Source organism: Bacillus sp. FSL K6-2971 (genome assembly GCF_038006405.1).
Taxonomy (GTDB): Bacteria; Bacillota; Bacilli; order Bacillales; family Bacillaceae; genus Bacillus; species Bacillus pumilus.
Map to the genome: position 1 here is coordinate 1707797 of NZ_JBBOVD010000001.1, position 21825 is coordinate 1729621.

At 43.9% G+C, this 21825-nt stretch carries 19 protein-coding genes, 1 riboswitch and 1 other annotated feature; all 19 genes read left to right on the top strand.

Annotation, left to right across the window (positions count from 1 at the left end):
* The 19 genes from MHI33_RS08905 to sat all read left to right on the top strand — a co-directional run bounded on the left by MHI33_RS08905 (window position 1) and on the right by sat (window position 21817).
* On the top strand, window positions 1–777 hold the full coding sequence (locus MHI33_RS08905; protein WP_340910712.1) for a YlmH family RNA-binding protein: 777 nt from the start codon (window positions 1–3) through the stop codon (window positions 775–777).
* 26 nt (window positions 778–803) lie between these two features.
* On the top strand, window positions 804–1298 hold the full coding sequence (locus tag MHI33_RS08910) for a DivIVA domain-containing protein (protein WP_044141980.1): 495 nt from the start codon (window positions 804–806) through the stop codon (window positions 1296–1298).
* 59 nt (window positions 1299–1357) lie between these two features.
* Window positions 1358–1594 (top strand) — a binding site (T-box leader).
* 59 nt (window positions 1595–1653) lie between these two features.
* A complete protein-coding gene (ileS, locus tag MHI33_RS08915; RefSeq protein WP_340910715.1) occupies window positions 1654–4419 on the top strand; it encodes an isoleucine--tRNA ligase in 2766 nt (921 codons plus the stop codon).
* Between the two features lie 160 nt (window positions 4420–4579).
* On the top strand, window positions 4580–4954 hold the full coding sequence (locus MHI33_RS08920) for a TraR/DksA family transcriptional regulator (RefSeq protein ID WP_265208337.1): 375 nt from the start codon (window positions 4580–4582) through the stop codon (window positions 4952–4954).
* A gap of 94 nt (window positions 4955–5048) precedes the next feature.
* Window positions 5049–5516, top strand: a complete 468-nt coding sequence (gene lspA / locus MHI33_RS08925) for a signal peptidase II (protein WP_012009890.1) — start codon at window positions 5049–5051, stop codon at window positions 5514–5516.
* Entirely contained in the window at window positions 5513–6427 is a 915-nt protein-coding gene (locus MHI33_RS08930; protein WP_340910719.1) for an RluA family pseudouridine synthase, read from the top strand. Before lspA ends, MHI33_RS08930 begins: the two co-directional genes overlap by 4 nt.
* A 170-nt stretch (window positions 6428–6597) precedes the next feature.
* Complete coding sequence (gene pyrR / locus MHI33_RS08935; protein WP_012009892.1) at window positions 6598–7140, top strand: bifunctional pyr operon transcriptional regulator/uracil phosphoribosyltransferase PyrR; 543 nt, start codon at window positions 6598–6600, stop codon at window positions 7138–7140.
* 154 nt (window positions 7141–7294) lie between these two features.
* The gene (locus MHI33_RS08940) at window positions 7295–8623 is read left to right on the top strand and encodes a solute carrier family 23 protein (RefSeq protein ID WP_065097238.1); all 1329 of its coding nucleotides are present in this window, start codon (window positions 7295–7297) and stop codon (window positions 8621–8623) included.
* Window positions 8624–8753: 130 nt separating this feature from the next.
* Window positions 8754–9677, top strand: coding sequence for an aspartate carbamoyltransferase catalytic subunit (locus tag MHI33_RS08945; RefSeq protein WP_034620039.1), 924 nt, complete (start codon window positions 8754–8756; stop codon window positions 9675–9677).
* Window positions 9661–10947: a dihydroorotase gene (locus MHI33_RS08950; protein ID WP_003211286.1), complete on the top strand. Its 1287-nt coding sequence runs from the start codon at window positions 9661–9663 to the stop codon at window positions 10945–10947. The genes MHI33_RS08945 and MHI33_RS08950 overlap by 17 nt, the downstream gene beginning before the upstream one ends.
* Window positions 10944–12038: a carbamoyl phosphate synthase small subunit gene (locus tag MHI33_RS08955; protein WP_340910724.1), complete on the top strand. Its 1095-nt coding sequence runs from the start codon at window positions 10944–10946 to the stop codon at window positions 12036–12038. The genes MHI33_RS08950 and MHI33_RS08955 overlap by 4 nt, the downstream gene beginning before the upstream one ends.
* Window positions 12023–15238 (top strand): carbamoyl-phosphate synthase (glutamine-hydrolyzing) large subunit, encoded by a 3216-nt coding sequence (carB, locus tag MHI33_RS08960; RefSeq protein WP_340910725.1) that lies wholly within the window; start codon window positions 12023–12025, stop codon window positions 15236–15238. Before MHI33_RS08955 ends, carB begins: the two co-directional genes overlap by 16 nt.
* Window positions 15235–16011: a dihydroorotate dehydrogenase electron transfer subunit gene (locus MHI33_RS08965; RefSeq protein ID WP_044141971.1), complete on the top strand. Its 777-nt coding sequence runs from the start codon at window positions 15235–15237 to the stop codon at window positions 16009–16011. Before carB ends, MHI33_RS08965 begins: the two co-directional genes overlap by 4 nt.
* Window positions 16005–16937, top strand: a complete 933-nt coding sequence (locus MHI33_RS08970; protein ID WP_044141969.1) for a dihydroorotate dehydrogenase — start codon at window positions 16005–16007, stop codon at window positions 16935–16937. Before MHI33_RS08965 ends, MHI33_RS08970 begins: the two co-directional genes overlap by 7 nt.
* Window positions 16909–17613, top strand: a complete 705-nt coding sequence (gene pyrF / locus MHI33_RS08975; RefSeq protein ID WP_044141968.1) for an orotidine-5'-phosphate decarboxylase — start codon at window positions 16909–16911, stop codon at window positions 17611–17613. The genes MHI33_RS08970 and pyrF overlap by 29 nt, the downstream gene beginning before the upstream one ends.
* A gap of 7 nt (window positions 17614–17620) precedes the next feature.
* Window positions 17621–18259 carry an orotate phosphoribosyltransferase gene (pyrE, locus tag MHI33_RS08980; RefSeq protein ID WP_044141967.1) on the top strand — a complete coding sequence of 213 codons (639 nt, stop codon included), beginning with the start codon at window positions 17621–17623 and terminating at the stop codon, window positions 18257–18259.
* Window positions 18260–18494: 235 nt separating this feature from the next.
* Window positions 18495–18597: riboswitch (SAM riboswitch) on the top strand.
* Between the two features lie 246 nt (window positions 18598–18843).
* Window positions 18844–19545 (top strand): phosphoadenylyl-sulfate reductase, encoded by a 702-nt coding sequence (locus tag MHI33_RS08985; protein WP_003211029.1) that lies wholly within the window; start codon window positions 18844–18846, stop codon window positions 19543–19545.
* Between the two features lie 13 nt (window positions 19546–19558).
* Window positions 19559–20623 carry an inorganic phosphate transporter gene (locus MHI33_RS08990; protein ID WP_044141966.1) on the top strand — a complete coding sequence of 355 codons (1065 nt, stop codon included), beginning with the start codon at window positions 19559–19561 and terminating at the stop codon, window positions 20621–20623.
* 57 nt (window positions 20624–20680) lie between these two features.
* Window positions 20681–21817: a sulfate adenylyltransferase gene (sat, locus tag MHI33_RS08995; protein WP_340910729.1), complete on the top strand. Its 1137-nt coding sequence runs from the start codon at window positions 20681–20683 to the stop codon at window positions 21815–21817.
* Window positions 21818–21825 lie beyond the last annotated feature (8 nt).

Genomic DNA, 21825 nt, shown 5'->3' on the forward strand with positions numbered 1-21825 from the left:
ATGAGCGATATTTATCAACATTTTAGAAAAGACGAACAGCCATTTGTCGACCAAGTGTTAGGCTGGAAAAAAATCGCACTCGACCAGTATCGAATGAAATTAACAGACTTTCTTGATCCGCGTGAGCAGTTTATTACCCAGTCCGTCATCCAGCATGCTGATGAGCTTGGGATCATGTTTTTTGGCGGGTATGAAGGAGCGGAGCGCAAAAGAGCGCTCATTTATCCTGAATATTTACAACCGGCTACTCAGGATGCTGAGCTCTCTTATTTTCAGGTGAACTATGCGAAAAAGTTTATTTCGTTAGAACACCCGAAGCTCCTTGGTTCACTGATTGGGACAGGCTTGAAGCGTCAAAAATTTGGAGATTTGTTATTTTCAGAGGAAGATGTGCAGTTTATTTGTACGAGTGATGTCGCCGATTTTGTTCGAGCGCAGCTGACGCATGTAGGCAGAGCCTCCGTTTCATTAGAGGAAATCACGCAAGCAGATTTAAAGCCGGTTATCAGCAAGACTGACATCAAAGAAGATACAATTTCTTCACTGCGGCTTGATGCGGTATGTGCTGCAATCAGCCGTCAGTCTCGGCAAAAGGCACAGCTTTTGGTCAAAAATGGGCTTGTCAAAGTTAACTGGAAAGTCACTGAGGACCCTTCCTTTACAATTGGCGAAGGCGATCAGCTCTCTGTCAGGGGATTTGGCCGCTTTAGCCTCAAAACGATTGATGGGAAGACCAAAAAAGATAAATTTAAAGTAACATTTGAGCTTCTGACATAACGAACTTGAATCTGGAGGTGGCGAGGTTGCCATTAACACCTAATGATATTCATAATAAAACGTTCACAAAAAGCTTTCGCGGATATGACGAAGATGAAGTAAACGAGTTTTTAAGCCAAGTACGTAAAGATTACGAAATCGTACTTCGCAAAAAGAATGAACTCGAAGAAAAAGTAAACGAGCTTGACGAAAGACTAGGTCATTTTGCAATAATTGAAGAAACATTAAACAAATCAATTCTTGTGGCGCAGGAAGCAGCAGAAGACGTCAAACGTCATTCTGATAAAGAAGCGAAATTGATTATTCGTGAAGCGGAGAAAAATGCAGATCGTATTATCAACGAAGCGCTATCTAAATCACGAAAGATTGCGATGGAAATCGAAGAGCTCAAGAAGCAGTCGAAAGTCTTTAGAACTCGATTCCAAATGCTCATCGAAGCTCAGCTTGATCTTCTAAAAAATGACGATTGGGATCATTTACTGGAATATGAAGTTGACGCTGTCTTTGATGAAAAAGAATAAGCGCATCATCTTGACATGATGTGTGCAAGTTGCATATAATACCATCATAAATTAACAAGAGATAAACGTTTGAAAGGGACACTCGCAGTTGTCATATGCGTAATAAAGCGAATCAGGGATGGTGGAAGCCTGACATTACGAGACGCTGCAATGAGATCACCCCTTTAGTTCCTTTTCTGAAATGACCAGTAAGAAAAGGCGTCTGATCACGTTACGATTTTAGAGTGGATAAGCGGCTGTGTCATAGCGCTTGTCTAAAAGGGTGGTACCGCGAGACAAGCCTTCTCGTCCCTTATGGGATGAGAGGGCTTTTTTTATTGTTTTTTAATCAGAATTTGCATATGGAGGAATGGGTATGAACTACAAAGACACCTTATTAATGCCGAAAACAGAATTCCCAATGAGAGGGAACTTGCCGAACAAAGAGCCTGAAATCCAAGAGGAGTGGGCAGAAAAAGACATCTATCAAATGGTTTTAGAGCGTACAAAAGGACGCCCGACCTTTATTTTGCATGATGGACCTCCATATGCGAATGGTGACATTCATATGGGGCACGCACTCAATAAAATCCTAAAAGATTTTATTGTCCGTTTTAAATCAATGAATGGCTTCCATGCACCGTACGTACCGGGCTGGGATACACACGGCTTACCAATTGAAACAGCGCTCACTAAAAATAAAAAAGTCAAACGTAAAGAAATGTCGACAGCTGAATTCCGCAAACTATGCGAGGAGTATGCTTGGAAGCAAATCGAAGGTCAGCGCAATCAATTTAAGCGATTAGGCGTCAGAGCAGACTGGGATAATCCATATGTCACGTTAAAGCCTGAGTATGAAGCGCAGCAAATACTTGTCTTCGGTGAAATGGCGAAGAGAGGCTATATTTACAAAGGACTAAAACCTGTTAACTGGTCTCCTTCAAGTGAGTCAGCTCTTGCTGAAGCGGAAATCGAATATAAAGACAAACGTTCACCATCCATTTACGTTTCATTTAAAGTGAAAGATGGAAAAGGCGTACTTGAAAATGGCGAACAATTCATCATCTGGACAACAACACCTTGGACACTTCCTGCAAACCTTGGCATTTGTGTTCATCCAAACCTAGAGTACAGCGTTCTTCAAGTAGGTGCTGAGCGATATGTTGTCGCATCTGAGCTTGTTGAACAAGTGGCAAAAACGCTTGGCTTTGAAGAGTATGAAGTCGTGAAAACATTAAAAGGAAAAGAATTAGATAACGTCGTTGCAGAGCATCCGATCTATGGTAGAGATTCCCTTGTGATGCTTGGTGACCACGTGACAACGGATGCAGGTACAGGCTGTGTTCACACAGCACCAGGTCACGGGGAAGATGACTTTAATGTTAGTATGAAATACGGTCTTGATGTGCTATGTCCAGTAGATGAAAAAGGTGTCATGACAGACGAAGCACCTGGTTTTGAAGGACTATTTTACGAGGATGCCAATAAAGCCATCACAGAACAGCTTGAAGCAAAAGGCGCGCTGAAAAAGCTCGACTTTATCACGCACTCTTACCCGCATGACTGGAGAACGAAAAAACCAACGATTTATCGTGCAACCGCTCAGTGGTTTGCATCGATTAAAGACTTTAGAGAAGCGCTACTAGACAATATTAAAGAAACGAAATGGGTGCCAGCATGGGGCGAGACACGCCTATTCAATATGGTGCGTGACAGAGGTGACTGGTGCATTTCAAGACAGCGTGTATGGGGCGTTCCAATTCCGGTCTTTTATGCCGAAAATGGTGAGCCAATCATCACAGATGAAACAATTCAGCATGTCTCTCAATTATTTAGAGAACATGGCTCGAATATTTGGTTTGAAAAAGAAGCGAAAGAACTATTGCCAGAAGGCTTTACACATCCAGGCAGCCCGAACGGAGAATTCACAAAAGAGCAGGACATCATGGATGTATGGTTTGATTCTGGTTCTTCTCACCAAGCTGTTTTAGAAGAAAGAAATGACCTTGTTCGTCCGGCAGACCTTTACCTTGAAGGTTCTGACCAGTATCGTGGATGGTTCAACTCATCTTTATCTACTTCTGTAGCTATCACAGGAAAAGCACCTTATAAAGGAGTGGTTAGCCATGGAATGACTTTGGATAAAGAAGGACGTAAAATGAGTAAATCCTTAGGAAATACCATTGAACCTGACAAAGTAGCTAAACAACTAGGTGCTGAAATTCTTAGACTTTGGGTATCTTCTGTTAACTATCAAGCCGATCACCCGGTGTCTGATGATATCTTAAAACAAGTAGCAGAGGTCTATCGTAAAATCCGTAACACGTTCCGCTTCCTGCACGGTAACCTATTTGACTTTGATCCAGCAGTCCATGCAGTACCTGTAGAAGAGCTTCGCGAAGTGGATCAATATATTTTGATCAAATTAAACAAACTGATTGATAAAGTGAAAAAGGCTTATGATGATTACGAATTTGCGGTCGTGTATCATGCAATTCACAATTTCTGTACGATTGAGCTAAGCTCATTCTATCTCGACTTTGCAAAGGATGTCGTGTACATTGAGCATGCAGATCATCCAGACCGCCGCAGCATGCAGACAGTCTTCTACGAAACATTAATGGCGTTAGTGAAGCTGACTGCACCAATTCTTCCGCATACAGCAGATGAATTATGGAGCCACTTAAGCTTTGTTGAAGAGCCAAGTGTTCAGTTAACAGATATGCCAGAAGGTGTGGCTGTTTCTCAAGCAGAAGCGACAGAAGCGAAGTTCGACCGCTTTATGGAAGTGCGTGACGATGTGCTAAAAGCGCTCGAAATTGCGCGTAACGAGAAAGTCATCGGACGTTCTCTTGAAGCAAGTGTGACACTTTACGCGACAGATGAAGTGAAAGACCTTCTTGCATCCATTAAAGAAGATGTGAAGCAGCTCTTTATCATCTCTGAACTAACGGTAGAAGATAAGCAGAATGCAGATGCATCAGCACCTGAATACACATCAGGACGTATTGTGGTTCAAAAAGCAGATGGAGAATTGTGCGAACGTTCTCGCGTTATTTCAAAAGATGTTGGTGCAAATCCGAAATACCCAACATTGTCGCTTAAAAATGCTGAAATCGTGGAAAAATATTACCAGAATTAACAGTGTGATATGACCAACTAGCGCCCCGCCATAAGCGGGGCGTTTTCTATTCTGAGAAAATGACAGCGTTTAGAACGAAAGGAAAAATCTTATGGCTTTAAAGTGATCAGGCGGGGTAACAATATGATTATCACGACAGGGCAGGAGTTGAAATAGCGACATGAATGGCGATCTAGAGACGATTTACACGGAACTCCTTCAAATGAAAGAAGAGCTGCAAGCTAAACTGTTTGAATACGCATCATTTCGTTCACCCGCTGAGCATGTCTCAATGAACGAGGTCCAAACGACCACGCTTCTTTATCACATCAAAGAAGAGCTGCAAGATGTGTCTCTCGCTATTGCAAAAATTGAACAAGGAACCTATGGTATATGTGAGGCGACAGGTCATGTCATTCCGCTTGAACAAATGATTATTCTTCCTACCGCCCGCACGGCTGACGACTTTTTATATCATAAGCAATACGAGAAAAAAGCATTCACTCCTTATCCTCATGAATCAGATGATTCTCATTTTGAAGCCTTCCACATGTAGGGAGGTTTTTGTCTGTCAACTAAAGTTTCTTTACTCCTCCCTGTTTTCTTGATAAAATGCTTAAAGATCAAAGTATGAAAGTGGAGGAACGTGTGTGTTCTATTACATAATCGCATTCGTGATGATTTGTTTAGATCAATTAACAAAATGGCTCATTGTCAAAAATATGATGCTCGGAGATTCTTATCCAGTGATTGATGGCTTCTTTTATATCACGTCACACCGAAATTCAGGCGCCGCGTGGGGAATTCTCCAAGGACAAATGTGGTTTTTCTATGTGATCACACTCGTTGTTATTGCGGGAATTGTTTATTATTTGCAAAAGCATGGACAAAAGGACAAGCTGCTTGGAGTTGCGCTGGCCTTAATGCTTGGCGGAGCGATTGGGAATTTTATCGACCGCGTTTTCCGTCAGGAAGTGGTAGATTTTGCTCATTTCGTCTTTGGGAATTATCACTACCCAATCTTTAATATTGCAGATTCTTCTCTATGTGTAGGGGTTATTCTGCTCTTTATTCAAATGCTTTTAGATGGAAAGAAAACGAAGGAGTCAACTACATGAATCAAGTAAATATTGCCGTTTCAGAAGTACAAACGAGTGAACGGCTTGATAAATTTCTAAGCACGACAGATCCAGAATGGTCAAGAACCCAGGTCCAGCAGTGGGTAAAGGATGGGCTGATCGAAGTAAACGGGAAACAAGTGAAAGCCAATTACAAAGTACAACCTGGAGATCAGATTAAAGTCGAGATTCCAGACCCAGAAGTACTAGATGTAGAAGCAGAACCAATGGATCTTGATATTTATTATGAGGATGCAGATGTGCTAGTGGTGAATAAACCTCGAGGAATGGTTGTTCATCCAGCGCCAGGTCACGTCTCCGGAACACTTGTGAATGGTCTGATGGCACATTGCACGGACTTATCAGGGATTAATGGTGTGATGCGTCCTGGAATTGTCCACCGAATTGATAAAGACACGTCTGGACTGTTAATGGTCGCGAAAAACGATATGGCGCATGAATCACTCGTCAACCAGCTTGTGGCTAAGACCGTCACAAGAAAATATACGGCCGTTGTCCATGGCATTATCCAGCATGATACAGGCACAATTGATGCCCCAATTGGCAGAGACAAAAAAGACCGCCAAAGCATGACGGTGACAAAAGAAAGTGCAAAACAAGCCGTCACTCACTTTGATGTGATTGAACGCTTTGAGGACTTCACGGTGGTGGAGTGCCGACTTGAGACAGGAAGAACACACCAGATTCGTGTTCATATGAAATATATCGGCTATCCGCTTGCAGGAGATCCGAAATATGGACCGAGAAAGACAGTCGATTTCAATGGTCAGCTGCTGCATGCAGGTGTTTTAGGATTTGATCATCCTAGAACAGGAGAATATATCGAGTTCACAGCACCGATTCCTGCTGATATGCAAGCTTTTATCGATTCATTAAGAAATAACGATTGACAGGCCGTTCTTTTTTTGAAATAATAAACGAAGAAATGAAGATTCTTTAAAACAGTCCAGAGAGGCTGAGAAGGATAACGGATCAATTTGTGCACGTGTATGCACAAATGAACGCCCCTCTCTGCCCTTTGCAGAAAGGGCTTTTTATTTGTCAAAAAGAGGTGTAAAAGATGGAACAAAAAGCAGTCATTCTTGATGAACAAGCGATCAGACGAGCGCTTACCCGAATTGCACATGAAATGATTGAGCGCAACAAAGGGATGAAAGATGTCATCCTTGCGGGGATCAAGACAAGAGGCATTCATCTTGCAAAGCGCCTTGCAGAGCGCATCGAGCAAATTGAAGGAAATCCAGTCATAGTGGGTGAACTTGATATTACGCTATACCGTGATGACCTGACAAAAAAGACAGACAACCAAGACCCGCTTGTAAAGGGTGCAGACATCCCAGCTGACATTAATGACAAAACACTGATCGTCGTTGACGATGTCCTGTTTACAGGCAGAACCGTCAGAGCGGCCATGGATGCCCTTGTGGATGTAGGAAGACCATCTTCCATTCAGCTTGCTGTTCTCGTCGACCGGGGACACCGGGAGCTGCCGATTCGAGCGGATTATATCGGGAAGAACATTCCGACATCAAAAGCAGAGACAGTTATGGTTCAGCTGAATGAAGTAGATCAAAACGACCTTGTCGCTATATATGAAAAATAACCTTTTTAAATGCATTCCAGAGAGTTTGCAAAGAGGGCAATAACAGAGATACCGAGCACGGCAAACATGACGTGTACGGTTTTTCTAGGCCTCTTTGCGCATACTCGCAAAGAGGCTTTTTTAATGAAGAAGGACACATCTAGGAGGAAAAATCATGAGTCAGCAAAAAGCCAATTTAGGCATTCGAGATATCCCAAAACCGTTCACATGGCTATCACTTAGCCTTCAGCATTTGTTTGCCATGTTTGGTGCGACCATACTTGTACCAAAGATTATTGATATGAGTCCAGCAGTCGCGCTCATCTCAAGTGGTGTTGGAACCATTGTTTACTTAATTATCACAAGAGGCCAAATTCCGGCGTATCTTGGATCGTCCTTTGCCTTTATCGCCCCCATACTGAATGTGAAAGCCACAGGCGGCCCTGGAGCCGCAATGGTCGGTGCCTTCATGGCGGGTGTCGCTTATGCACTCATTGCACTATTTATTAAATGGCTCGGCACAGGCTGGCTGATGAAGCTTCTACCGCCTGTCGTCGTAGGACCGGTCATTATGGTCATCGGACTCGGACTCGCTGGAACAGCTGTCAACATGGCGATGTATGTTGATCCGAATGCAACCGAGCTTGTTTACAGCCTGAAGCACTTAATGGTCGCCGGCTTCACACTGGCTGTCACGATTATCAGCATGATTTTCCTAAGAGGATTCCTTAGCTTGATCCCAGTATTAATCGGCATTATCAGCGGCTATCTCTTTGCCTTATCACAAGGCATTGTGAACTTCCAGCCGGTCATTGATGCAAAATGGTTTGCTGTACCAGACTTCGTTGTACCATTTGTGGACTACACACCAGCTGTGACTTTAAGCATTCTCACCGTAATGGTGCCGGTTGCCTTTGTGACAATGTCTGAGCATATCGGTCACCAAGTGGTGTTAAGTAAAGTTGTAGGGCAAGATTTCATTAAAAAACCTGGTCTTCACCGCTCCATTTTAGGAGACAGTGCGGCGACAATTTTCGCTTCACTCATTGGCGGACCGCCGACAACAACGTATGGAGAGAATATCGGCGTCCTTGCCATCACAAGAGTGTTCAGTATCTTCGTCATCGGCGGAGCAGCAGTATTTGCAATCTGCTTCGGCTTTGTCGGAAAAATTTCAGCATTAATCAGTACAGTGCCGTCCGCGGTCATGGGAGGCGTTTCGTTCCTGCTCTTTGGGATCATTGCCTCAAGCGGTCTGAGAATCCTGATTGATCATAAAGTGAATTTTGAAGAAAAGCGTAATCTCATTATCGCATCAGTCATCTTAGTCATCGGAATTGGCGGGGCATTCATTGAGGTGAAACAAATCAACCTCACACTATCTGGAATGGCACTTGCTGCCATCACGGGTGTCCTGTTAAACCTGATCCTGCCGCAGCAAAAAGCGGATGATGACGAGTCAAATGAATCGAATACAGAAAACCTTTTAAAAGAAGTCCAGTGAGGCTGACAAGGGTTCTAAAATGAGCAGAATGCACGAACGTGCCGCTGCTTCTTTTGGAGAACCCTAAGCTGCCGAGGCTTAGGGTTTTTTTGAACCTGAAAGTGATGAAAAACTAGAGGGGGAAGAAAAAATGAATGATCTATCGACAATGAGCAGCTTATCTAAAGAAGAGATTTTACAGCTGATTGAAGAAGCAACGGCTCTCAAAAAGGGGAAGCAAGAGCTTGGTTTAGCGGGAGAATTTGTAGCAAATCTCTTTTTTGAACCAAGCACAAGAACACGATTTAGCTTCGAAGTCGCCGAAAAGAAGCTGGGGATGAATGTACTAAGCTTAGATGCGGCAAGCACCTCTGTTCAAAAAGGCGAAACTCTTTACGATACGGTAAAAACGCTCGAATCCATCGGCGTGAAAGCTTGTGTGATCAGAGACAGCACCGATGAATATTACAACGAACTGATCGGGAAGGTTGGGATTCCTATCATCAATGCTGGAGATGGCTGCGGGCAGCACCCGACCCAATCACTGCTTGACCTAATGACCATCTATGAAGAGTTTGGCGGCTTTGAGGGCTTAACGATTTCGATTCATGGAGACATCAAGCACAGCAGGGTGGCAAGATCGAATGCGGAAGTACTCTCAAGGCTCGGAGCGACAGTCCTTTTCTCAGGACCTGCTTCCTTCCAAGATGAGCAAAATCCTCACGGAACGTATGTCCAAGTAGACGAAGCCATTAGACAATCTGATGTGGTGATGCTGCTTAGAATCCAGCATGAACGGCACGCTAAAAAAATGGGTAATGAAGAATACTTATCGACTTATGGATTAACAGTAAACAGGGCAAACAACATGAAAGAACGAGCCATTATCATGCATCCAGCACCAGTAAACAGAGGTGTGGAGATAGATGATTCTTTAGTGGAATCAAAGCAGTCACGAATTTTCAAGCAAATGGAAAATGGCGTTTATGTCCGAATGGCGGTATTAAAAAGAGCTTTTCAAAATAGCAGACTACATCAAAAAGGGAGAGATTCTGTCTATGTCGTATCTCATTAAAAACGGTTTTATCTTAACAAGCACAGGTGAAAAAGTGCAGCAGGATATTAGGGTAGAAGGAGAAGTGATTCAAGCGATTGGTCACTTAGAAAGAGAAGATGGAGAAGAGGTCATTGATGCTAAAGGGCTATTTGTTTCACCAGGCTTAATTGATCTGCATGTACATTTAAGAGAGCCAGGTGGAGAGAAAAAGGAAACGATTGAAACAGGCTCTAAAGCAGCAGCAAGAGGCGGCTATACAACGATTGCAGCGATGCCGAATACACGCCCAGTTCCGGATACAAAAGAGCAAATGGAGTGGCTCATGAATCGGATCGAAGAGACCTCTTCTGTCAGAGTACTGCCATACGCCTCCATCACAACTAGGCAAATTGGGGAAGAGATGACAGACTTTGCAGCACTAAAAGAAGCAGGCGCCTTCGCTTTCACAGATGACGGGGTTGGCATCCAAACAGCAGGCATGATGTACGAAGCGATGAAAAAGGCAGCAAGTCTTGATCAAGCGATTGTGGCACACTGTGAAGATAACTCGCTCATTTACGGAGGATGCGTTCATGAAGGAGAATTTTCAAAAGCAAATGAATTAAACGGAATACCGTCCATTTGTGAATCGGTGCATATTGCAAGAGATGTTCTTTTAGCAGAAGCAGCGAACTGTCATTATCATGTATGTCATATCAGTACGAAAGAATCTGTGCGAGTCGTTCGCGATGCAAAAAAAGCAGGCATCCGTGTGACGGCAGAGGTGTCACCGCATCACCTGCTCTTATGTGATGCAGACATCCCAGGACTTGACACAAACTATAAAATGAACCCGCCGCTCAGAGGAAAAGAGGATCGCGAGGCACTAATTGAGGGACTGTTAGATGGAACGATTGATTTCATCGCAACAGACCATGCGCCGCATACAGAAGAAGAAAAGAACGAAACGATGCAGCGCGCACCTTTTGGAATAGTCGGACTTGAAACAGCGTTCCCGCTTCTGTACACACGATTTGTCAAAACGGGCGAATGGACATTAAAAGAACTCGTTGATTATATGACGATCAAGCCAGCAGAAGCTTTCTCCCTTCCTTATGGAAAGCTGGAAGAAGGACAAACAGCTGATATTACACTCATTGATTTAAACAAAGAAATGGCAATCGATAAAAAAAGCTTCTTATCTAAAGGACAAAATACACCGTTTGACAAATTGACTGTATCAGGATGGCCGGTCATGACACTTGCATCTGGGAAAGTCGTGTATGAAGAGGGGAGACTAGTAAAATGAAGAGACGCTTAGTGCTAGAAAACGGAACAGTATTCGAAGGAACAGGCTTTGGCAGCTTAGAATCGTCAGTCGGAGAAGTCGTCTTTAATACAGGGATGACGGCCTATCAAGAAATTTTGTCTGATCCATCATACTGCGGACAAATTGTCACACTCACTTACCCGCTTATCGGCAACTATGGCATCAACCGTGATGATTTTGAGTCGATCACACCGTTTGTAAAAGGGCTGATTGTGAAGGAGCTTTGTGAAAAGCCCTCAAACTGGCGCTCTTCATACTCGCTTGATGAGTATTTGAAAATGAAAAACATTCCAGGCCTTAGCGGAATCGATACACGGAAGCTGACGAGAATGATTCGAAGTGCAGGTACTTTAAGAGGGGCATTTGCAGGACCGGATGAACAAGTGGAAGATGTGGTCCGCCGCCTTCAAACAATGCAGCTGCCAACTGATCAAGTGAGTCAAGTATCTGTGAAAAATGCGTATCCAAGCCCAGGAAGAGGAAAAAGAATTGTCCTTGTCGATTTCGGCATGAAGCACGGCATTTTGCGCGAACTCAATAAACGTGACTGTGATGTCATCGTGGTGCCGTACAATATCACGGCAGATGAAGTACTGCAGTTAAAGCCTGATGGAATCATGCTTTCAAACGGCCCCGGGGATCCTGCTGATGTACCAGAAGCAGTCGAGATGATTCAGCACTTGATTGGAAAGGTTCCACTCTTTGGCATTTGCCTTGGACATCAATTATTCGCGCTTGCATGCGGCGCAAGTACTGAAAAAATGAAATTCGGTCACAGAGGATCGAATCACCCAGTGAAAGAGCTAGCAACTGGCAAGGTGACACTGACATCTCAAAACCACGGCTACACAGTCAGTGCGATTAACGAGGACGTGCTTGAAGTCACACATATCGCACTAAACGACAATACGATTGAAGGGTTAAAACATAAAGAAGCACCAGCATTCACTGTCCAGTACCACCCAGAAGCATCACCAGGTCCAGAAGATGCGAACTACTTATTCGACCAGTTCATGGACATGATTCATACAACTGAGAAAGAAGGGGAAGAAGTATGCCAAAACGCGTAGACATCAAAAAGATTTTAGTTATCGGTTCAGGTCCAATCATCATTGGTCAGGCAGCGGAGTTTGACTATGCAGGCACACAGGCTTGCTTAGCACTAAAAGAAGAAGGCTATGAAGTCGTTCTTGTGAATTCCAATCCAGCGACCATCATGACAGATACAGAAATGGCCGATAAGGTATACATCGAACCACTGACACCAGAATTCTTAACACGAATTATTCGAAAAGAACGTCCTGATGCGATCTTGCCAACACTTGGCGGACAAACTGGACTTAACCTTGCTGTTGAATTATCAGACCTTGGTGTATTAGCTGAATGCGGCGTTGAAGTACTCGGTACAAAGCTGTCAGCAATCCAAAAAGCAGAAGACAGAGATCTATTCCGTAATCTGATGAATGAACTAAATGAGCCTGTACCAGAAAGTGCAATCATCCATAACCTAGAAGAAGCGATGGCGTTTACGAATCAAATCGGTTTCCCTGTCATTGTGAGACCAGCTTATACATTAGGCGGAACAGGCGGCGGAATTTGTACAAACGAGCAAGAGCTGAAGGAAATCGTCGAAAACGGTTTGAAGCTAAGCCCAGTCACACAATGCTTACTTGAAAAAAGTATTGCAGGCTTTAAAGAAATTGAATATGAAGTCATGCGTGATAGCGGTGATACTGCGATCGTTGTTTGTAACATGGAAAACTTTGATCCAGTCGGTATCCACACAGGTGACAGTATCGTTGTGGCGCCAAGCCAAACGTTAAGTGACCGTGAATATCAGCTGCTTCGCAATGTGTCGCTCAAGCTAATCCGAGCACTTGGGATTGAAGGCGGATGTAACGTACAGCTGGCGATTGACCCAGACAGCTTTCAATACTATATCATCGAAGTAAACCCGCGCGTGAGTCGTTCTTCAGCACTTGCGTCGAAAGCAACAGGTTATCCAATTGCCAAACTTGCAGCGAAAATTGCTGTCGGCTTAACGCTTGATGAAATGATGAACCCAGTCACAGGTAAAACCTATGCCGCCTTCGAACCGGCACTCGACTATATTGTGTCTAAAATCCCGCGCTGGCCGTTTGATAAATTCGAATCTGCCAACAGACGTCTTGGCACGCAAATGAAAGCAACGGGTGAAGTAATGGCGATCGGTCGTACGTTAGAAGAGTCTCTTCTAAAGGCTGTCCGTTCACTTGAAGCTGATGTGCATCACATTGAATTAAAAGATGAAGCAGATATCACAAACGAAGTGCTTGAAAAGCGGATTATCAAGGCGGGAGATGAACGATTATTCTATATCGCCGAGGCCCTTAGAAGAGGCTATACGGTTGAACAAATACATGAATTCTCAAAAATTGATTACTTCTTCCTTCATAAACTGGAAGGCATCATCGCTTTTGAAAAGACATTAAAAGAAAACAAAGGCAATACAGACGTATTAAAAGAAGCGAAAGAAAAAGGCTTCTCAGACATCTATATTAGCCGCGAGTGGAATATGAATGAAGCGGACGTCTACACGCTAAGACAAGAAGCAGGCATCGTACCTGTTTACAAAATGGTAGATACTTGTGCGGCTGAATTTGAATCCGAGACGCCATATTTCTACAGCACGTATGAAGATGAAAATGAATCAGAACGTACAGACAAGAAAAGTGTCATCGTATTAGGCTCAGGTCCTATCAGAATCGGTCAAGGAGTAGAATTTGATTATGCGACCGTTCATTCTGTGTGGGCAATCAAACAAGCAGGCTATGAAGCAATCATTATTAACAACAACCCTGAAACGGTCTCAACAGACTTTAGTATTTCAGACAAGCTCTACTTTGAACCACTCACTGTAGAAGATGTGATGCACATTATCGATCTAGAGCAGCCTGAAGGAGTGGTTGTCCAGTTCGGCGGACAAACGGCGATCAACCTAGCAGATGAACTATCAAATAGAGGCGTGAAGATTCTCGGCACTTCTCTTGAAGACCTAGACCGAGCCGAAAACAGGGACAAGTTTGAACAAACATTAGAAGCACTCGGCGTGCCGCAGCCTAAAGGGAAAACGGCTACGTCTGTGCCAGAAGCTGTAGCGATTGCCAATCAGATCGGCTACCCAGTCCTTGTCCGCCCTTCCTATGTATTAGGCGGTCGCGCAATGGAAATCGTTTATCAGGAAGCTGAGCTTCTTCACTATATGGAGAACGCGGTGAAAGTCAATCCGCAGCACCCAGTGCTCATTGACAAGTATTTGACAGGAAAAGAAATCGAAGTAGATGCCGTGTCTGATGGCGAAACAGTCGTAATCCCGGGCATTATGGAACACATTGAAAGAGCCGGGGTTCACTCTGGTGACTCGATTGCGGTTTACCCGCCGCAAACATTGTCTGAAGAGATCAAAGCAAAGATTGCTGAATACACGATCAAGCTTGCAAAAGGACTCAACATTATTGGGCTGCTAAACATCCAATTTGTTCTCTCAAAAGGTGAAGTGTTCGTACTTGAAGTGAACCCGCGTTCAAGCCGGACAGTTCCTTTCTTAAGTAAAATCACAGGCATTCCGATGGCAAACCTGGCGACAAAAGTCATCTTAGGAGAAAAACTGAAAAACTATGGCTACGAAGAAGGACTTCATACAGAGCAAGAAGGGGTGTACGTCAAAGTTCCAGTCTTCTCTTTTGCAAAACTAAGAAGAGTCGATATTACACTCGGACCTGAAATGAAATCAACAGGTGAAGTCATGGGGAAAGATGTCACAATCGAAAAAGCTCTTTACAAAGGGTTAATTGCATCAGGCATTCAAATTCCTAAAGACGGGACAGTTCTTCTGACAGTTGCTGATAAGGATAAAGAAGAAGGACTTGAGATTGCGAGAAGATTCCATTCAATCGGCTACCATATTTTAGCGACAGAAGGAACGGCGAAGTACTTAAAACAAGCCTCCATCCCATCAAGTGTTGTTGGCAAAATAGGAGAAGAAGGCAAAAACCTTCTCGATGTCATTCGAAACGGGGAAGCCCAATTTGTCATCAACACTCTGACGAAAGGAAAACAGCCGGCAAGAGACGGCTTTAGAATCAGACGTGAAGCTGTTGAAAATGGCGTAGCTTGCTTAACGTCGCTAGATACAGCAGAAGCGATTTTAAGAGTACTAGAAAGCATGACATTTAGAGCGGACGAAATGCCAGAAGTGAAAACGAATGCTGAGGTGACAGTAACGATATGAAAAAAGCATACTTGACGGTCGTCTCAAATCGAGAGATCGCTGATCATATTTACGAAATGACATTAAAAGGTGACCTTGTGGACTCCTTTCAAACGGCTGGACAATTTCTTCATATCAAGGTCAGCGAGTCCATGACACCGCTGCTGAGAAGACCGATCAGTATTGCCAATATTCATGCCGAGAAACAAGAAGCAACCATCATCTACCGTGCAGAGGGAGAGGGCACAAAGCTCCTTTCCCAAAGGCGCGATGGGGAATCCATCGATGTATTAGGGCCGCTTGGCAACGGGTATGATCCATCAGTTGTTCAGCCAGGTCAGACAGCGTTACTAGTCGGTGGTGGAATTGGAGTACCGCCTTTATATGAGCTGTCCAAGCGTTTAACGAAAAAAGGCGTCATCGTCAAGCATGTCCTTGGCTTTCAATCGAAAAAGGATGTATTTTACGAGGAGAAATTCCAAGCACTCGGAGATACATTTATCGCGACAGTTGATGGAACATATGGCGCAAAGGGCTTCGTGACAGGTGTGATTGAAGAGAATGATTTGAGCTTTGATGTCATGCTTTCCTGCGGGCCGACCCCTATGTTAAAAGCACTAAAAGACTCTTACCCTGATAAGCCTGTCTACATTTCAATGGAAGAACGAATGGGCTGCGGAATTGGTGCTTGCTTTGCATGTGTCTGTCATACAGACCAGCACGAAAAAGCTTACGTCAAAGTCTGTTTGGATGGACCTGTATTTAAAGCAGAGGAGGTGGCGTTGTCATGCTAAACGTTGAGTTACCAGGCTTATCTTTAAAGAATCCGATTATCCCTGCATCAGGCTGCTTTGGATTCGGGAGAGAATTTGCTTCATTATACGACTTATCCGTGCTTGGCGGTATCATGATCAAAGCCACAACCTTAGAACCGAGATTTGGCAACCCGACACCAAGGGTAGCAGAGACAGGTGCCGGGATGCTCAATGCCATCGGTCTTCAAAATCCTGGCCTAAAAGGCGTGCTGGAAAATGAATTGCCTTGGCTTGAGCAGTTTGATACGCCTATTATTGCAAACGTCGCTGGCTCACAGGTCGATGATTATGTTGAAGTAGCGAAGCAGATCAGCCAAGCAAAAAATGTCCATGCCCTTGAACTGAATATCTCGTGTCCGAATGTCAAAACAGGCGGAATTGCTTTTGGTACAGATCCTCAAATGGCAGCAGCATTGACAAAAGCGGTGAAGGACGTGTCCTCCGTTCCTGTCTATGTCAAACTGTCTCCTAACGTAGCCAATATTGTGGAGATTGCTCAAGCGATTGAATCTGCTGGAGCGGATGGACTCACGATGATTAATACGTTAATCGGTATGCGTTTAGATTTAAAAACGGGGAAACCGATTCTTGCCAATAAAACAGGCGGATTATCAGGCCCTGCTGTCAAACCTGTCGCTGTGCGCATGGTACATGAGGTCAGTCAAGCGGTTTCTATCCCGATTATCGGAATGGGCGGAGTGCAAAATGCTGAAGATGTACTTGAATTTTTACTAGCAGGTGCGAGTGCAGTAGCTGTTGGCACAGCCAATTTTGTGAACCCATTTATTTGCCCAGAAATCATTGAAGAACTGCCAAATGTATTAGAAGCCTACGGGTATTCATCTGTAGAGGAATGTATCGGAAGGAGCTGGAAACATGAAGCACTCGCCCATCATCGCGCTTGATTTTCCATCAGGGCAGGAGGCGCTTGCCTTTTTAGAACCCTTTGAAGGGACACCATTATTTGTGAAGGTCGGCATGGAGCTGTTTTACCAAGAAGGACCTGCCATCCTTGACGCACTTAAAGAAAAAAACTGTCGCATTTTCCTCGACCTCAAATTACATGACATTCCAACAACGGTGAAAAAAGCAATGAACCGGCTTGCCGCACTTGGCGTTGATCTAGTCAATGTACATGCTGCTGGCGGGAAACAGATGATGCAAGCTGCGTTAGAAGGGCTTGAAAGCGGAACGCCTGCTGGACAAAAACGTCCGGGCATTATTGCAGTGACTCAGCTGACGAGTACATCTGAAGACATGATGAGAAGTGAATTACTCATAGACCGTCCGCTGCAAGAGACTGTTATCCGGTACGGTCAATTGGCATATGAAAGTGGACTAGACGGTGTTGTTTGCTCTGTTCATGAATCCAAAGCCCTTCATGAGCACATCTCACCTGACTTCCTTACTGTTACGCCAGGGATTCGTTTACTAAATGATCAAACCGATGATCAAAAGCGTGTGGCAACCCCTGCTTATGCAAAAGAGCAAGGTGTTTCACAAATTGTTGTCGGAAGGTCAATCACAAAAGCTGAAGAACCATTGGAAGCCTATCATCAAATTTTGAAAGAGTGGGAGTGACTGCCAGATGAAAACAAAAATCGCTAAACACCTATTACAAATCAAAGCGGTCTCATTGAAACCAGACGAACCGTTTACATGGGCAAGCGGTATCAAATCACCGATCTATTGTGACAACCGTCTCACCTTGTCCTATCCAGAAGTCAGACATGACATTGCTGAAGGTCTTAAAGAGCTGATTCTCACTCATTTTGAGGGAGCAGAGGTGATTGCTGGTACTGCAACAGCAGGCATCCCGCATGCGGCATTAGCGGCAGACCGTCTGAACGTCCCAATGTGTTATGTCAGAAGTAAGCCAAAAGCACATGGAAAAGGAAATCAAATTGAAGGCGCCGTATCTAAAGGCCAAAAGGTGGTCGTCGTAGAAGACCTGATTTCAACAGGAGGCAGTGTGCTTGAAGTGGTCGCTGCTCTTCAAGAAGCGGGCTGTGACGTACTAGGCGTTGCCGCGATCTTCACATACGGTCTGCCAAAAGCTGCGGCAGCATTCCAAGAGAAAAACATTCCATATGTCACCCTAACAGACTATGACACACTGACAGACGTGGCACTTGAGCTGAAAGCGATCGAGCCTTCTGCTATGAATAAATTGAAACGCTGGAGACAAGATCCTTCCTCTGAATCTTGGATGGAAGAAACCGTCTAAAAAGCTGTGCGTACCCGCACAGCTTTCAGCGCGCGGACAAACCCTCGCATTCTTTGTCAGGACTGCAAAGGTTTTCTATCACGCTGAATACAATCTGAAGCTGCGCCTCCCCGCACAGCTTTTTTATTTGGTTAAAAATAGTAAAATAGACTCAAATTTAAATAAAAACTAATCCTATCAATAAAGTCGGGTTGACTTTTGTTTGAATTGTGTTAATATTTAAGACAAATTAAAACACTTATCCAGAGAGGTGGAGGGACTGGCCCGATGAAGCCCGGCAACCTGCGATTTGCAAGGTGCTACTTCCTGCAAAATGATTCTATTTTGAAAGATAAGGAAATCGTGAGCTTCCTCATCTTTCTTTCGGACTGAAAGGAAGTTTTTTTATTTTAACGGTGAGGGGGAAGTGAAGTAAAAGCAGGATGAAGACTTAATTGAAGCCTATGCAGAAACTGATTGGGGATATGAATTCAGTTTAGTTACACTGATTGTTCAGGACGGTCAAGTGATTCAAGTGGCAGAAGACAGAAAAAATTCAGTTGACGTAGTGCGGAGAGTAGTGATACTCCGGAAGGGGAGAAACAATGTTAACTTATGAAAATTGGCAAGAGCCGTCCATTACATTTCAAGAAGATGATTTGTATAAAGGGGCCTTATCTGTGCTGAAATGGGCATACGGTCATTATGGTGATCAGCTCGTTTATGCATGCAGTTTTGGTATTGAAGGCATCGTCCTCATTGATCTGATTGCGAAAGTAAAAAAGGATGCAAGAATTGTCTTTTTAGATACAGGTCTGCATTTTAAGGAAACGTACGACACAATTGATGCGGTAAAGGAAAGATACCCGGGTTTAGATATTGTGCTGAAAACCCCTGAGCTGACGGTTGAGGAGCAAAACGAGCAACATGGTGATCAACTATGGAAAACAGATCCTCAAAGCTGCTGCCATATGCGTAAGGTCATTCCTTTGCAAGAAGCGCTATCTGGCTATCCGGCATGGCTTTCTGGCTTAAGGAGAGAGCAGTCACCTAAGCGAGCAGGGACGAACTTTTTAAATAAGGATGAAAAATTCAAATCAGTGAAAGTATGTCCGCTTATCCACTGGACGTGGAAGGACATATGGAGATATGCATCTAGAGAGGAACTTACTTATAATCCGCTGCATGATCAGGGATATCCAAGTATCGGGTGTGCCCCGTGTACACAGCCAGCATTTACTGCCGAAGATCTGCGGTCTGGCAGATGGTCAGGCACAGCTAAGACTGAGTGCGGATTACATGAGTAAGGGAGCATAGTGTATGGAAATTGCCGCAATTTTATTTAGTTTATTTTTCGCTCTAAACATTGGCGCGAGTGGTGCAGCAGCTTCGATGGGAATCGCGTACGGATCAGGTGCGATTCGAAAGCCGATCTATGCACTCAGTGTATGCGCAGTTGGGATTTTAGCAGGTTCAGTTATTGGCGGTGGTGAGGTTGTCAAAACGATTAGCTCTGGGATTATGCCTGAATCCGTCATTACACTTGAAATTGTTTGTATTATTATTGGTTCTGCTGCATTATCACTCTTTATAGCGAATCTGATGGCCATTCCTTTGTCAACGAGTGAGGTGACAGTAGGAGCTGTAGTTGGTGTCGCGGTCGCATATAAAGTATTGTATGTGAAATCCATTTTAGTCATTGTGGCATTTTGGGTCATCATTCCGCTTGTCGCCTTTCTTTTTACCTTTGTTGTAGTCAAAATCATCAGAATGTTCCCTAAACGTAAGTTGTCTAAAAAAGGAACAATTATTTTATCCATTGTTTTAATCCTTAGTGGATTTTTAGAAGCATTTTCAGCAGGCATGAACAATGTGGCAAATGCAGTCGGTCCACTTGTTGCCGCGGGCGTTTTGTCAGTTGGGCAAGGAACGCTTTACGGCGGAATCTTTGTCGCCATTGGAGCCCTCTTGCTTGGTAGAAGAGTACTGGAAACAAACGGAAAGAAAATTACCCGCTATCAAACGGGCGAAGGGATATTGCTTTCCGGTACCGGTGCTGGACTTGTCATCGTCAGCTCAATTTTTGGGCTGCCAGTCCCACTTACCCAAATCACCTCCTCGTCTATCATTGGGCTTGGCATGGCAAAAGGCGGACCTAATATTTTTCATAAACATGTGGTGAAAAAAATGCTGAAAGTGTGGGTTGTATCACCCTTTTTATCACTCAGTCTATCGTATTTGCTGGTGAGTCTTTTCTTAAAAGGAGACTATTACTCTATCTTTATCATGATGAGTGTACTGCTTGCCTCACTTGGTGCGCTAAGTCTGATGAAGGCAGTCAAAAATGAAAGCAGCTCGATTCATGAACAGGGCGGCGGGATTTAACGACAAATCCGACTATTTACATCTAATAAATAAGAACATTGAGAGGAAGATGAACAAATGAGTTTAACACCACATGGTGGCGTATTAATTAATCGAGTAAATGAAGAGTATGACCTCAGTACGGCTGCGAAGGAAATTGAACTAGATGCTATCTCTTTTGCAGACCTTGAACTCATAGCAATTGGCGGGTATAGTCCAATTGAAGGGTTTTTAACAAAAGCTGATTATGAAGCGGTTGTGAGCAGTATGCGGCTAGCAAGTGGTGTCGTTTGGTCTCTTCCTATTACACTGCCAGTGACAAAGGAAAAGGCAACGGAAATCCATCGAGGCGATATTGTGCGTCTATCGTATAATGGAACTGTATATGGCGTGATTGAAGTAGAGGATCAATACACACCAGATAAGGAAAAAGAAGCGGTGAATGTGTATAAAACTGATGACCTCAATCATCCAGGCGTGAAAAAATTATTTGAACGCGGTGACACGTACATTGGCGGTAAAATTACACTGACAAAACGCAGCGAAAAACCATTCCCTCAATTTACGTATGAGCCGGAAGAAACAAGACGTCATTTTAAAGAGAACGGCTGGAAAACGATTGTTGGTTTCCAAACGAGAAACCCTGTTCACCGTGCCCATGAATATATTCAAAAGACAGCACTTGAAACCGTCGATGGTTTATTTTTAAATCCACTTGTCGGTGAAACAAAATCAGACGATATTCCGGCAGACGTGAGAATGAAAAGCTATCAAGTGTTATTGAACGGTTATTACCCAAAGGATCGCGTCTTTTTAGGTGTTTTTCCTGCGGCAATGCGTTATGCTGGACCAAAGGAAGCAATCTTTCACGCGCTTGTTCGTAAAAATTACGGCTGTACTCACTTTATTGTGGGAAGAGATCATGCAGGTGTTGGTGATTATTACGGCACATACGAGGCGCAGGAGTTATTTGAACAATTTACAAGCGAAGAAATTGGCATTACCCCGTTAAAATTTGAACATAGCTTCTACTGTAATACATGTGAAGCAATGGCAACACCAAAAACATGTCCTCACGATAAAAGCGAGCATGTCATTCTTTCAGGTACAAAGGTTCGAACGATGCTGAGAAACGGAGAATTACCACCAAGCACGTTCAGCCGAAAAGAAGTCATTGAAACATTAATCGAAGGATTAAAAACGACGGTATCTTAATGGGAGGG